13 protein-coding genes are annotated in these 14,318 nt (G+C 40.2%); 7 read left to right on the top strand and 6 right to left on the bottom strand.

The window, feature by feature from the left end; translation table 11 throughout:
- Window positions 1-125: 125 nt before the first annotated feature.
- Both ACFFIP_RS08900 and ACFFIP_RS08895 read left to right on the top strand, forming a co-directional pair.
- Window positions 126-656: a GNAT family N-acetyltransferase gene (locus tag ACFFIP_RS08900; protein WP_382387252.1), complete on the top strand. Its 531-nt coding sequence runs from the start codon at window positions 126-128 to the stop codon at window positions 654-656.
- A gap of 155 nt (window positions 657-811) precedes the next feature.
- Window positions 812-1,762, top strand: a complete 951-nt coding sequence (locus ACFFIP_RS08895) for an alpha/beta hydrolase (RefSeq protein ID WP_382387251.1) — start codon at window positions 812-814, stop codon at window positions 1,760-1,762.
- 198 nt (window positions 1,763-1,960) lie between these two features.
- On the opposite strand, the gene ACFFIP_RS08890 is transcribed toward ACFFIP_RS08895, so the two are convergent.
- The gene (locus ACFFIP_RS08890; RefSeq protein ID WP_382387250.1) at window positions 1,961-2,848 is read right to left on the bottom strand and encodes an ATP-grasp domain-containing protein; all 888 of its coding nucleotides are present in this window, start codon (window positions 2,846-2,848) and stop codon (window positions 1,961-1,963) included.
- 102 nt (window positions 2,849-2,950) lie between these two features.
- On the opposite strand from ACFFIP_RS08890, the gene ACFFIP_RS08885 reads away from it, so the two are divergent.
- On the top strand, window positions 2,951-3,697 hold the full coding sequence (locus ACFFIP_RS08885) for a polyprenol monophosphomannose synthase (RefSeq protein ID WP_382387249.1): 747 nt from the start codon (window positions 2,951-2,953) through the stop codon (window positions 3,695-3,697).
- On the opposite strand, the gene ACFFIP_RS08880 is transcribed toward ACFFIP_RS08885, so the two are convergent.
- A complete protein-coding gene (locus ACFFIP_RS08880) occupies window positions 3,681-4,898 on the bottom strand; it encodes an ABC transporter permease (protein WP_382387277.1) in 1,218 nt (405 codons plus the stop codon). The two genes, ACFFIP_RS08885 and ACFFIP_RS08880, sit on opposite strands and share 17 nt — an antisense overlap.
- Before the next feature lie 40 nt (window positions 4,899-4,938).
- Between ACFFIP_RS08880 and ACFFIP_RS08875 the strand changes: the two genes are divergently transcribed.
- Window positions 4,939-6,138, top strand: coding sequence for an exo-beta-N-acetylmuramidase NamZ family protein (locus ACFFIP_RS08875; RefSeq protein ID WP_382387248.1), 1,200 nt, complete (start codon window positions 4,939-4,941; stop codon window positions 6,136-6,138).
- A gap of 92 nt (window positions 6,139-6,230) precedes the next feature.
- On the opposite strand, the gene ACFFIP_RS08870 is transcribed toward ACFFIP_RS08875, so the two are convergent.
- Window positions 6,231-7,253 carry an alkaline phosphatase D family protein gene (locus ACFFIP_RS08870; RefSeq protein ID WP_382387247.1) on the bottom strand — a complete coding sequence of 341 codons (1,023 nt, stop codon included), beginning with the start codon at window positions 7,251-7,253 and terminating at the stop codon, window positions 6,231-6,233.
- Window positions 7,254-7,514: 261 nt separating this feature from the next.
- Between ACFFIP_RS08870 and ACFFIP_RS08865 the strand changes: the two genes are divergently transcribed.
- Together ACFFIP_RS08865 and ACFFIP_RS08860 are read left to right on the top strand one after the other, a co-directional pair.
- On the top strand, window positions 7,515-9,263 hold the full coding sequence (locus ACFFIP_RS08865) for a SulP family inorganic anion transporter (protein WP_382387246.1): 1,749 nt from the start codon (window positions 7,515-7,517) through the stop codon (window positions 9,261-9,263).
- Window positions 9,264-9,267: 4 nt separating this feature from the next.
- Window positions 9,268-9,891, top strand: a complete 624-nt coding sequence (locus tag ACFFIP_RS08860; RefSeq protein ID WP_382387245.1) for a carbonic anhydrase — start codon at window positions 9,268-9,270, stop codon at window positions 9,889-9,891.
- A 170-nt stretch (window positions 9,892-10,061) separates the two neighbouring features.
- Here the strand turns inward: ACFFIP_RS08860 and ACFFIP_RS08855 are convergent, their stop codons facing one another.
- A complete protein-coding gene (locus ACFFIP_RS08855; protein ID WP_382387244.1) occupies window positions 10,062-10,718 on the bottom strand; it encodes a Crp/Fnr family transcriptional regulator in 657 nt (218 codons plus the stop codon).
- Window positions 10,719-10,832: 114 nt separating this feature from the next.
- Complete coding sequence (locus ACFFIP_RS08850) at window positions 10,833-11,597, bottom strand: SDR family NAD(P)-dependent oxidoreductase (protein WP_382387243.1); 765 nt, start codon at window positions 11,595-11,597, stop codon at window positions 10,833-10,835.
- A 153-nt stretch (window positions 11,598-11,750) separates the two neighbouring features.
- On the opposite strand from ACFFIP_RS08850, the gene ACFFIP_RS08845 reads away from it, so the two are divergent.
- On the top strand, window positions 11,751-12,578 hold the full coding sequence (locus ACFFIP_RS08845; RefSeq protein WP_382387242.1) for a universal stress protein: 828 nt from the start codon (window positions 11,751-11,753) through the stop codon (window positions 12,576-12,578).
- Between the two features lie 65 nt (window positions 12,579-12,643).
- Here ACFFIP_RS08845 and ACFFIP_RS08840 read toward each other — a convergent pair whose 3' ends face one another.
- Window positions 12,644-14,293 (bottom strand): Na/Pi cotransporter family protein, encoded by a 1,650-nt coding sequence (locus ACFFIP_RS08840; protein WP_382387241.1) that lies wholly within the window; start codon window positions 14,291-14,293, stop codon window positions 12,644-12,646.
- Window positions 14,294-14,318 lie beyond the last annotated feature (25 nt).

Here is a 14,318-nt window from a genome sequence, read left to right as displayed (position 1 = left end):
AATGTGTGCTAGAAATAACCTTCATAGAAACTTTCTATTCAACATTTAGTGTTGCCAAAAGTATTTTCAATTTTGATAGTCAGTGGACTTGATAAAAGGGCCAAATTATCCCTATTTTAGGCCTTATGAATGCTATTGAAATTTCCAAAGTATCAATTCAAGAGGTAGAACAGTTGCAGCAAATAGGTAAGAAGACTTTTTATGAAACCTTTGCGGCACCCAATTCCGAAGAAAATATGCAGAAGTACTTGGATGAAGGTTTTTCCACATCCAAATTGATTGCAGAACTTAATGATCCAAATGCTGAGTTTTATTTTACCTTCATGGGTAATGAGGTTATCGGGTACCTCAAATTAAACTTTAAAGAATCACAGTCCGAGTTGAAAGATGAAAATGCTGTGGAAATAGAACGGATTTATGTTTTAAAGGAATTTCAGGGTAAAAAAGTCGGACGAATGCTAATTGAAAAAGCGGTAGCAATAGCCAAACAGCATCATGCGGATTTTATTTGGTTGGGAGTCTGGGAGGAAAACCATAAAGCAATCCGCTTTTATGAAAAGCAAGGTTTCAGGACCTTCGACAAACACCTCTTTATGCTCGGAACTGATGAACAGACAGATCTGATGATGAAGCTTGAGTTGAAGCGAAGGAAATAAAATAAATTTTTTTAAAGCATGGAGATTAGGGCGGGGAAAGATATAGAATTCAAGTTATGATTTGGAAAATCCTGAAGCTATTATTGCCCAGAATCTTCAAATGATTTTTAAAAAAATATGTTTATTTTCGGTCTTCTACTAATCTATCTCTCACTATGCCTGATACATTCACAAACTTTAAAAAAATAGCATCTTTAGTCTTTTTGCTTGTCTTCACTGCATCGGTAAAGGCGCAGGACGGGACAATCTATCCCCTTGAAAATCCAGTTGAACCGAATGCCATTCTTCTTGGAACTGGCGGAGTCGCTGGACAAAACGCCCCTGAAACTTGGTTTCGTCAATGGGGAGATCCCATGGCAAGGAACATCTCTACTGCTACTTTAACCCCATTTCTACCTGAGCCCGGCAAAGCAAATGGTGCAGCCGTTATCGTAGCGCCTGGAGGAGGTTTCAGATGGCTTTCCATGGGCAATGAAGGATGGGAAGTGGCCCAAGCATTGGCAGACCAGGGAATAGCAGCCTTTGTTCTTAAATACCGTCTTCAACCTACCCCAGAATCACTTGAAGACTTTGGTGAATCTATGAACCGTAGTTTCGCTGCTGCAGCCAATACTTCCAATTCCTCCCAAAATGCTGCTCCGACAAGCCCTCCAAGATGGGATTTGACTAACCAATTGGAGGATGCGGAGGCAGCCTATGCCATGATTGTAGAAAGGGCACAGGAATGGGGTGTTGATCTATCAAGAATAGGAATGATTGGTTTTTCTGCCGGTGCAGGCTTAACGATGCACTGTACATTGAATTCTAAGTCCATGGAATTAGCATTTATCGGTCCGATATATGGAGGTATGGGGCCTGTTGAAGTGCCCGCAAATGCTCCCCCAATGTTCAATGTTATCGCTACAGATGATTTCCTTTTCAGGGGGCAATTCGGTGTGGTAGAATCTTGGTTCAATGCAGGAAGACCTGTTGAGTTTCATCTTTATCAGAACGGGGGCCATGGTTTTGGCCTCGGAAACCCCAACCGTACCAGTAATCGCTGGTTTGACGCCTTCATACACTGGTTAGATGTGAATGGCTTCCTAAATGATAAAAGTGGAGCTTGAATTCAATAGTCCATTTTCCATTTGTAGGATTGATTTTGCATGTTATTTTCATGCAAAATCAATTTTATAGAACTTAATGGCATATCAGTCAGAATATACCTCAAAGCAAAATAATCTAATCTTTATTAACACTTTAACTCAAAGAATTCCTGTTATTTGAAAATCAGGAAGCAAACTCAGCTATTGTAGCAATATGCTCTAAATTGCCGTACTTATCCTATCTGAAAGGGCTTGTCGATAATTGGCCAAGGCTTTTTTATCGGTAAACAGAAACAGATATGGTTCGATTAGTTCGAGCTCCATCAAGTAAAATACCCCCTCGATCCAGACACCGTCCACACGTCCATAAAGGGTATCCTTGGCGAATTCATGGACAAGCTGCTGTAAGTAATCCAATTGAGTGGGAGTAGGAGAGATGACATGGATTTCTCCACCAAAAAAGTGCTGTACCCTGAACTCTCCTTTTTTAGGACTTTTCAATACGGCATGCGAAAATTTACCATTGAAAAAGATATAGGAATATTCTCCTGTTGTGGCTACTTCTTCCACAAAAGGCTGTATCATAAAATCTTCTTCAGAAAGAAGTGTCCTGATCTTATCTTCCTGATTTTTCCAATCATCTTTATGCAACTTCAGGGTATTTTTGGCACCACCACTTACTGTTGGTTTGAGGATCAGCTGCTCTGTAGAGAAATCCTCAAAAGCCTGACCCAAATCGACTCCTTCTCCCTTGTGCAAAAAATGGGTGGGGACAATCGGGAAGCCTTTTTCCTGAATAGTCTTCAGGTACCATTTATCCGAATTCCAAATGATGGTTTCCATGGCATTTAAGGTTCTGATCCCCAAATTCTGTATTTTTTGGCACCAGTTTAAAAACTCGGGATAGTGATCGAAATAATCCCAGGGTGATTTGATCAGCAGTAAATCATACTGTTTCCAATCCACTGACAGGTCAGACCAAACTTCAAAAGTAAAGTCAAGGCCCATTTCCTGGAGTAGGTTTTCCAATAATTCATCTTCATCTACTACATTGGAAGCAGCATAGGAACCCCGGTTTTCATAGGTGATCACGCCGATTTTCATCATGTTCAAATGGAATTTGTAGGCAATTATAAAGCAATTTTATGATTTTTTGCTTTAGAGACTATAATTCCATGTGATAAATCATATTTTTGGCTTTCTGTTTTTATGCAACAAGATAAACTCGTCATCATCCCCACTTATAATGAGCTGGAAAATATCCAGGAGATAATCCTTAAGGTCATGGGACTTGAGGGTGATTTTGATCTGCTGATCATAGATGATAATTCTCCTGATGGTACTGCAGAAGTAGTCAAAAACTTAAAAAAAGACTTTCCTGAGCGACTTCATTTAATTCAAAGAGAAGGAAAGTTGGGTTTGGGGACTGCTTATATAGAGGGTTTTCGATATGGTTTGATGAATGGGTACCAGTATATCTTCGAAATGGATGCTGATTTCTCCCATAATCCTCAGGATCTAATCCGCCTATACAAAGCTTGTGCTGAAGAAGGCTATGATATGGCTATCGGTTCCCGGTACATCACCGGAGTCAATGTGGTCAATTGGCCAATGGGAAGGGTATTGATGTCTTTTTTTGCAAGCAAATATGTACAATTTATCACAGGTATGCCCATCAAAGATGCTACCGCGGGATTCAAGTGTTATACCAGGCGGGTGTTGGAAGCCATTAACCTAAACAGTATCCAGTTCATTGGATATGCCTTTCAGATTGAGATGAAGTTTACTACATGGAAACTTGGTTTTAAGATCAAGGAAGTGCCTATTATTTTTACAGATAGAACCAAAGGAACTTCCAAGATGAGTACGCATATATTCAGAGAGGCAGTATTCGGGGTGATTTATCTCAAAATCAAGAGTTTTTTTGTCCGTTATAGGCCTAATCGAAGCGTATAGCTTTGATAGGTTGGATGTTGCTGATGACCATGGCCGGTAAAAAGAGCACCAAAGTGGTTACCAATAACACCACAAAGTTCATGATAATAAATACGGGCCAGTTCCAAAAAATAGGGACAAAGCTCATGTAATAATTTTCAGGGTCAAGGGGAATCAACTTGAACTTGTCCTGTAGCCAGCCAAAAGTCACGGCGATGCCGTTTCCGATAAGAAGGCCTCTTCCTATAATTCTTATACCATTCCAGACAAACACCCTCCTAATCAGCCTATTTTTGGCACCAAGTGATTTTAAGATTCCGATCATTTGGGTCCTTTCCATGATCAAAATAAAGAGAATGGAAACCATATTGAAGGCTGCGACAAAAAGAATCAATCCCAAGAAAATGTACACGTTATTGTTGAGCAATTGAAGCCAGTCAAAAATCTCCAAGTATTTGTCGGTAACTTTGACCAATTTAAGATCATAGTCCAATATGTCGTTAAGCGGTTCTTCAAATTCCTCCAACTTTGTCGGGTCATTTACAAAAATTTCAAATCCGCCCACCTGATCTTCAGACCAACCATTGAGGTTTCTAATGGTCTGAATATCGCCAATAATGATTTTGTCGTCAAAGTTTTCCAGGAATGTTTCGTACAGACCCACTATTTCCAATCTTCTAAATCTGGGAGGTTCCTGCACATAATACATGGTGACACGGTCTCCCACATCGAGCAGCAATTTGTTAGCGATTTTGGTACTCATCACCACCTCGTTACTGGCAGAGGAGTCCAAGAATTGGATAAATCTACCTTTTTTAATGGAAGGCTTAAAAGCAAGAGAATCGAATTCGGGCCCAACACCTTTCATCAGGACGCCTTCTACTTCATTGTCTCCTTTGAGCAATCCAGGCTTATGCGCAAAAGACTGTACATGCCTGATATTGGATTCCTGCTGGTATGTTCTAAAAAAGTCAGACTTTTTAGAAGTTGGGGATTCTTCAAAGGCATTTCCGGACATGAAGCGCATGACCTGAAAATGTCCGGTGAAAGAAAATACCTTGTTGGAAATTTCATTTTGAAACCCTCCCAATATCATGAAAGAAATCAGGGAAATAGCAATGCCTATGGCCACAGAAGCCACAGCTATCCTATGGATGGTCCCGGTAAAGCCTCCTGTTCTTTTAAAGCTGATTCTTTTGGCAATGAAATAAGAAAGGTTCAAGGAATTTATTAATTTGGTCAAAATCTAGCGCAAAATAAACATGAAGCCATTCAAATTGATGATTCTCTTCAGTTTTTTACTCAGTTCTTTTGCTTTTTGCAAAAATAAGAAGCCAGAAACGCCAAAAGAATCAGTCTTGATCCAAGGGGAGATTTTACCCGCTGCAGATCAACCTGAAATTTACCTGCCTCTATTGGAAGGAAAAAGGGTAGGGTTAGTGGTGAATCAGACATCAATTTTGACTAGCAAAAACAATATCCACCTAGTAGATTACCTGATGATGGAGGGTGTCAATGTAATGAAAGTTTTTGTGCCCGAACATGGTTTCCGGGGTGATGCAGATGCCGGCGAAGAGGTCAAATCAGAAATTGATAAAAGCACCGGTCTCCCCATCGTTTCTTTATATGGCAACAATAAAAAACCTTCTGCTGAAGCGCTATCGGATATTGATATCCTGATTTATGATTTACAGGATGTGGGGGTGAGGTTTTTTACTTATATCAGCACCATGCATTATGTGATGGAAAGCTGTGCTGAACACGGTATGCCTTTATTGATTTTTGACCGACCCAATCCGAATGGTAATTATGTAGATGGGCCCGTGTTGAAAAAAGGATTTGAAAGCTTTGTGGGCATGCACCCCATACCGGTAGTCCATGGTCTAACAGTAGGGGAGTTGGCCCAAATGATCATAGGAGAGGGTTGGTTGGCAGGTAAATCCCAACCGGAAATCCAGGTAGTGAAAGTCAAAAATTGGAACCATTCCAAATCTTATAGTCTTCCTGTAAAACCATCACCAAATTTGCCCAATGATACAGCGATCAGACTTTATCCGTCATTGTGTTATTTTGAGGGAACAGATTTGTCATTGGGTAGGGGAACATATTATCCTTTTCAAGTCTATGGTTATCCAGACCCTAAATTTGGAGATTTTACCTTTACCCCGGTCAGCATTGTAGGGATGTCCAAAAATCCACCACAACAGGATAGATTATGTTATGGAGAGGATTTGCGGAATGAGCCTTTGGACCATCAGTTTACCTTGAAGTATCTGCTTGGGGCTTATGAGATTTCAGGTAAGAAAGAAAAATTCTTCAACACCTTTTTTGATAAGTTGGCAGGAACTGACCAATTGAGGAAAGATATCCTGGCAGGAAAATCAGAGGCGGAAATCAGGGCAAGTTGGCAGAAGGATTTGGATACGTTTAAGGTGATGCGGGAGAAATACAGGCTGTATTGAAATTATAAATAGGCAATCCCTAATGGGATTGCTGCTTAAGGGGTACATTATTTCCCTAAATAGGATGGATGTTATGATTTGATGTTTTATCATCAATGAATAGGAATCACTTGTTCCAAATAGACCTGCCCATTTTCTCCTTTGATGTAAAAAGTCATTTTTTCGTTTTCCCAGTCAAAATTGAGATTTCCATAATGAAGAGAAGCGATGAGGTTTCCAACTCTATAAGGATTATACTCTTCCCGATAATTTGACCAGGTATGGGTCATTCCAGAGGAAGTGATTTCGTAAAGTCCGTATGGAAACCTAAAGTCCTTCAAAAGTGAAATCTCAGCAATATGTCTATCACCACTTAACAAAACAGGGTTTTTTGCCTTTGAACTGGCAATCAGATTCAACAACCTTTCTCTTTCCTGAGGGAAGTTCTCCCATTTTTCGAAGGGATGTTCGGTGGGAATAACCTGGATTCCTGAAGCAATGATGGTGATTCGAGCGTTACTGGTTTTGAGTTCGTTTTCCAGCCATTGCCATTGTGCTTCGCCTAAAACCGTACCTTCCATATTGGGGATGTATTTCCCATTCTCCTTTTTCAAAGTGTCCCGGTGGTATCTTGCGTCCAAAAGTATGATTTTAACGGAATTATCTCCTGTACCAAAAGAATGGGAGGAATAAGCACCTTCTTGGTTTCTTCTTGGACTTTCCTTTGGTTCATCCAAAAAATCAAGTAAAAGCTGTTGGGAAGCTTCTTTCTTTGAGTAATACTTACCACCATCATTGATGCCATAATCATGGTCATCCCAAATGCCGATCACTGTTGAATTTGCTTTCAGCTTTTGATATTCAGGGACTTCATTTTGAAGTTTATATTTTTCTTGTAGTAAATCCATGTCATGGGTGTCACCATAGACAATATCTCCCAACCAAATCCAAACATCCGGCTTGTCCGTATTGATTGGGTTCCAAAGTTGTTGGGAAAGATCATGCTTATTACAGGAGCCAAAAGCGATGGACTGAACAAAGGCTTTCTTGGAGGAATGATTTTGAGCCCAAGTATTTTGAAAGGCAGAAATGGTGAGGAGCAAGAAGAAGCCCGACAGTAATTTATATTTTGACATAGTAAGGGAATCAATCAGGAAAGAAATTTCAGCAAAGGATTTGACATCTCCATTTGCGATTGGAGGAATTGATCAAAAAATAAAGATGGCTTAATATAGCCTTCATATTTTAGCGCTATTTGTGATTTTCTCTTAACCATACACCAACATGTAACAAACATCACCAAATCTCTTGCTTAAAGTATGGACTTTTGTTTATCGAAATGGGAATTATAAGCCTTTAACGATTCAACAACATAAAATAACAATAGATAAAACACTATGAAAAGTATTTCCAATACCATTAAGGGGTTTTTACCCATCTTAGATTGGTTGCCGAATTATAAGAAAAGCGATCTTCAAGGTGATCTATCCGCCGGTCTTACTGTAGGAATCATGTTGATTCCGCAGGGTATGGCATATGCGATGCTTGCAGGACTTGAGCCTATTCATGGCTTGTATGCTGTGACGGTTCCTTTACTGCTTTATGCGATTTTTGGTACATCAAGACAGTTGGCCGTGGGTCCTGTTGCGATGGTTTCTCTTTTGACAGCAGCGGGTATAGCCAGTTTGAACCCTTCTTCTCCAGAGCAATATTTGCTTTATGCACTTTCTCTGGCATTTTTGGTGGGTCTGATCCAATTTGGAATGGGTTTATTGCGATTGGGTTTTGTGGTCAATTTCCTATCTCACCCGGTAATTAACGGCTTTACATCTGCGGCAGCCATCATCATTGGTCTCAGTCAGATCAAGCACTTATTCCGAATCAACCTTCCAAATTCCGAACATATTCAGGAAATGGCAGTCGCAATTGTCCAGAATATCGGTGATATACATTGGATTACTTTCGGAATCGGAGTGATCGGTATCATTATCATCAAATACGGTAAGAAAATCCATAAGAGTTTTCCGGCGCCTTTGGTAGCGGTGATTGTGGGTATCGCATTGGTCTCCGGCTTTGACCTGACTTCACAGGGTGTCAAAATCGTTGGAGATGTGCCAAGTGGACTTCCTACCTTGTCGTCTCCTTCCTTTGATATGGAAGTTTGGGGCACTTTGTTCCCAATTGCTTTGACGATTTCATTGGTTGGTTTTGCGGAGAGTTTTGCAGTAGCCAAAACCATTCAGGCCAAGCATAAAAATTACAGATTGGATGCTAACCAAGAATTGATTGGTTTGGGAATGGCCAACTTCGGTGCAGCCTTCTTTAAGGGTTATCCAGTTACAGGTGGTTTTTCAAGAACTGCCGTCAACAATGATGCAGGTGCTAAAACAGGTTTGGCTTCCATTTTCAGTACGGTATTGATCGTTCTTACCTTATTGTTCTTTACAGGTTTATTCTACAATCTACCAAGTGCGATTTTGGCAGCAGTAGTCTTGGTAGCTGTATCCGGATTGATCGATTACAAAGAGCCTATCCATTTATGGCATAAAGACAAATCAGATTTTGCGATGTTGATTGCCACATTTATCATCACGCTAACATTGGGTATTGAGACCGGGATTATAGCCGGAATGGTGTTATCCTTATTGGTAGTCATTTTCAGGGCTTCCAGACCCCATATGGCACAGTTGGGCAGGGTTCCAGGAACCAATATTTTCAGAAACGTCAGCAGATTCCAGAATTTGGAACAGAGAAATGATTTGTTGATGGTCAGGGTAGACGGTCCGGTTTATTTTGCAAATGTGGAATACATCAAAGACAATTTGGATAAGTGGATCTCAGATAAGAACGATCAGGTAAGGATGATTGTCTTTAATATGGAAAGTGTGACCAATATTGACAGTACCGGTGCGCATGAGCTTAATGAATGGATTCAGTCATGGAGGAAAACAGGAATAGATGTTTGTATGACAGGTATCAAAGGTCCTGTCCGTGATGTCCTGAACAAATGGGGTATCCTGGATCTTGTAGGTACAGACCATGTATTCCTGGATGACAATTCGGCTGTAGCTTCATTTGATAAGAATATCGATGAGGAATTACTTGAAAAATATACTCCTTACGCACTTCAAACGAATAAAAAATAATCACATGTGTCAGATAGATTTAAATAAATATCTCGATTTCAACAAAGATTGGGCGACAGAAATGCGCGCTCTTCAGGGAGACTATTTCGATTCATTGAAAGAAGGTCAAGCACCTAAAGCCCTTTTGGTGGGCTGCTCTGACAGTAGGGTTTCTCCTTCAAAAGTATTGGGTCTTGAATTAGGTGAGCTGTTTATTCATCGGAACATCGCCAATGTGGTATCCCATACGGATCTGAATTTTCTTTCTGTAATGCAATATGCAGTTGAAAACTTAGGGATCAATGATATCATAGTCTACGGCCATTATGGTTGCGGAGGCATCAAAGCAGCCTATGATAATCAGACCAATGGATTGATTGATAACTGGCTGGCCAACATCAAGGATGTCATTAGACATCATAAGCAAGAGTTGGAAATGATTGCTGATGAGACAGAAAAGCTCAACAAGTTGGTGGAGTTGAATGTATTGGAGCAGATTGAGAATATCAAGCAATCTTCCATTTACAAGCAAGCCATCGCCAGAGGTGTTCAATTAAAACTTCACGCTTGGGTTTTTGACTTCTCCACTGGTCTTGTTCATGACCTGAAGAGAAAATACAATATCAAACCTGCCATGATAGGAGGCTAAATAAAAATGAAAAGCCGGCTGTTTGACAGCCGGCTTTTTTTCGCTTATCGGGATTTATAATTCCGTGGAGCAATATCAAGGATTTATAATTCTTTGTTTTTTTAGTGGTTGAGTAGGCGGATTACAAATCCGCTTTATCCTTTCACTAAATTACAAATTTCGGCAAGCTCTTATGCACTGATCAACTCCTCAAAGTCGTCTCTGATATAAATGACGTTTCTTCCCAATTCAATCCATTTTTTCTTTTCCAATTGCTTAAGCAATCTGGAAATCACTTCACGGGAAGTGCCCAATTCATTGGCGATTTCCTGATGGGTAGTTTGAAGCTCATTGGTTTTTTGTTGCTTCATCTTGGTCACTATGTAGCGCATCAGTCGTTCGTCCATCCTTTTGAAGGCGACAGCATCCAATGCTACCAGCATTTCTTGAAATCTAGACTGATAGGTCATGGAGACGAAATCTTTCCATTGTCTAAAGCAATCCAGCCATTCTTCATGTTTAGAGATGGGAATTGCCAGCAATACGGTTTTTTCTTCTGCTATGGCTTTTATTTCGCTTGGTTTGGAGGCAGAACAACAGGTTAAGGATAGGGCACAGGTTTCTCCAGGTTCCAAATAGTATAAAAATAACTCCTTCCCATCTTCGTCTGTACGAATAATCTTCACAGAACCTTCCAATATGATAGGTACCATTTTGATGAACTGCCCTGGTTCAGTAATGGCCTTACCAGGTTGAAATTCCATAATAGTGCCATGTTCTATTAAGGCCTTTAATAAGTTCGGATCAGTTATGTTGGGTAATTTGTGCTTTAATTCTTCTATGTCCATAGTCAAAATTTTTTTAAAAGTAGGTCTAGCCCAATACCAAGTTAGTGATAAAAGTCACAATAGAAAAAGGGTCGGATAAGATATCTGACCCTTTTTTGCCACCAAACCTATTTATCAAGCACTAAAACCACCGTCAACCACATTGATTGAGCCAGTTATGAATTTACTGTTGTCAGATGCTAGAAAGAGGGCCATATTGGCAATATCCTCATTGGTTGCATATCTTCCCAGAGGAATGGCTTTCTCAAATCCCTTTTTAGCTTCGGATGCAGCACCAGGGGCAAAACCTTCTTCCAATGATCTCATCATCCTGTTGTCAACAGGAGAAGGGTGGATGGAGTTGACCCGGATATTGAAAGGTGCACCTTCCAGGGCAGCAACCCTCATGCTGCCGATGACGGCATGCTTACTCGTAGTGTAAGCCATTGTCTGTGGTGTCCCTCTAAGACCGGCCACAGATGAAGTGATGATGATGGACCCGCCACCGGAATTTTGCATGTAGGGAAAGGCACATTTAAGCCCTAACCATACTCCTTTGACATTTACTGCCAAAACCTTATCATACACTTCCTCTGGATAATCAGACAGTGGCTTGACCACTCCTTCATAGCCGGCATTTAAGAATACGATGTCCAGTTTTCCAAAAAGGTCTACGGCCTTGTCTGTATAGGCTTTTACCTGAGCTGGATTGCTGACATCTGCTGCATAAGTATATACCCGATCATCATTCAGTTCCTTCTTAGCTGATTTGAGGTTTTCTTCACTAAGATCCACCAGTAATAGTCCCTCGATACCTTCCTTGAGATACAAAGCAGCGGTGGATTTCCCGATCCCTCCAGCCCCGCCTGTGATGATGGCATGTTTTCCTTTTAACGTCATAGTTGTTGGTTGTTTGTTTTTCTATTAACCAAATTTAACTTCCACATTAAGAGATCTATGTGTTAATAATCAGGGATTTTAATGATTTTAGTCAGGGTTTTTTAGTCGATAATTTTGGAATTTTAAGCATGTCAAAACCAAAACCGCAAAGCCATGAAAAGAATAATTGTTCCCGTCGATTTCTCCTCCTATTCTGAAAATGCATTTTTGACGGCCCTTAAAATTGCTGAGAAGGTGGATAGTAGTATTACTTGCGTCAACGTGGTGAGCACTCCTTTGGATTGGAAAAATCTGAGTGCTGATAGAAGAAAAAACCATCCTGAAATTCTTGATATGGAGGCTGAAGCAAAAGATTGGATAAAGGCTTTTGTGATGGAACATAAACTTGGTGGCGTACCTGTGGAGACAGTAGTGACAGTAGGGGTACCCCATGAAATGATCATTGAGCTTGCCAACAAACAGAAGGCTGATATGATTATTATCGGAGCTTATGGAAAAGAGCATACCAATGAAAAGTTTGTCGGTTCCAATCTTCAAAAAGTCTTAAGAAATGCAGATTGCCCTGTTTTGGCAGTTAAGAAAGTAATGAATGGCAATGATCTTAGAAAAATGGCATTTGCGTCCATGTTCAATGAAGATTCCAGGCCAGCTTTCATGAAAATGAAGCCATTGATCAAGGCTTTCCATACCTCTGTTCATTTCCTGTTTGTCAACACTCCCCATGCTTTTGTTGATTCCGGCGAAGCCATGAAGTTGATGGAGAAATATGCGAAGGGATTGGAAGATATAGTAATCCATAAACATATTTTCAACCACCAAGAAAGTGAAAATGGCATCGTAGAATTTGCGGAAAGCAATAAAATTGGTTTTATTGGTATGGCTTCCAACAACAGAAAAGGAAAATCCACTTACCAAATCGGAACCACCGATACCGTGCTTTATAAATCTGATATACCTGTGTTAAGTGTAAAGGTTGATTGATATTGCTCCCCAGCATATGAGGCTTTTAAGCCTAATTAATACGGGATTCTTAGGGATCCCGTTTTTTATGGAAGAACATCAATCACTTCCTTCTTCTGAAGTTTCCAATGTATGGTTGAGCTACCAAGGTTGTCCAACCCAGAGATTACCTGTTTGATGACGTTAGTAAGTGTGGATACTGGGAATTCTGGTTGCGTTGTTTTAATCCTATTGTATAATTCCGAAATCCAGGATTTATATTGACGACTGTTTTCTCCAATCCAATCTGGTGGGACCGCATCAAATTCTTTTTGCTGGATAAAGGCATTCAGTTTGTTGAAAAAATCAAAAGTATAAGTCTTCATTTTTTCGAAATATTCCAACGCAATCGGATCATCTTCATCTTTCATGTCCTGAATATTGTGCATGACATCCTTGAAATCTTTAGAAGCATAGACCATGGTCCTTAATGCCAGCATATATGAGGTCAATCTTTGGGCTTCTTCTGGACTTAAGTTTTCTTCTTGAAGGGCAAGATGGTATTGGGTCAATTCATCCTCCAGAACTTTTAGCTCCTTATATTGCTGAAGAAGGTTTTTAGGCTGAAGTAGAATTCTTCTCCAAATAGATATATTATTGTCTGAATTTCCACCATCCCATATATTGGCCATAAACGCCAATGTTTTTTCAAACGCCAATTGAATTTCTTTTTCTAAAGCGGCAAGGGCGGCATTAGGTACTTTAGTGCTGACGTTTTTGATAAACTCCGATACTCCTTTTGGTTCATCAGCCATAAATCGCTTTCTGAGCCATTTTTCAAAACCTCCGATAAATGGATAAAAAATCAATATCCCAATCATATTGAGAATGGTATTCAATAAAACCAATTCCATCAAAGGGTCTTTGATAGAAAAAATAAGCATAGTATAAGTCACCAATGGACGTATGAAAATAAATACCAGCAGTCCTGTGATGCAATTGAATAAAAAATGGGCTAATGCCAATCTTTTTTTGTCCGCAGCCCCTCCCAGAGAACCTATTCCGACTGTAATGGTGGTACCTATATTTGCGCCAATAATTAATACTGCACCTTCAAGAAGCTCAATAACCCCTGCACTCATGGCACTAAGAATGATTACCACCATGGCAGAAGAGGATTGGATAAGGGCGGTCACGATGATGCCAATGAGCAAATAAATCCAAAGACCATAATGATGGAATTCGCTTAAATCCACCTGATCAGCTACGGCCTCAATGGATGTTTTCATAAAATCCAATCCCAGAAAAAGTAATCCAAATCCGACACTGAAAACACCAATATTTTTTAGGGTGACTCTTCCGCCTGCAAAAAGATAAAGCAAACTGCCTAAACCCAGAAAAGGCATGGCGAAATCTGCAACACTTAGCTTGAAACCCAAAGCAGCAACTATCCAGGCAGTGACTGTAGTTCCCAGATTTGCTCCCAAAATGACACCAATGGCATTTCTTAAATTCAAGACTCCTGCTCCTAAAAATGCGAGTACCATCAACGTTACCAAGGAACTACTTTGTAAAATTGCCGTAATAAAGGTTCCTATTAGAATTCCTTTCCAGGCGGTATTCGTGGAATTCTGAAGCATGTTCCGGAATGTCTTTCCCCCCAGTTCTTTGATAGCCAATTCTAACTGGTGCATCCCCCAAAGGAAAATACCGATCCCCGCTAAGAATTTCCAAAAATCAAAGACATCCTGTTCCATATTGAGCTAAAGGTAGGTACAAAAA

It is taken from the genome of Fontibacter flavus, assembly GCF_042432905.1.
In the GTDB taxonomy this organism is placed as follows: Bacteria; Bacteroidota; Bacteroidia; order Cytophagales; family Cyclobacteriaceae; genus Fontibacter; species Fontibacter flavus.
The sequence above is the reverse complement of the archived record's forward strand: the minus strand, read 5'-3'. Positions and strand labels throughout refer to the sequence as shown.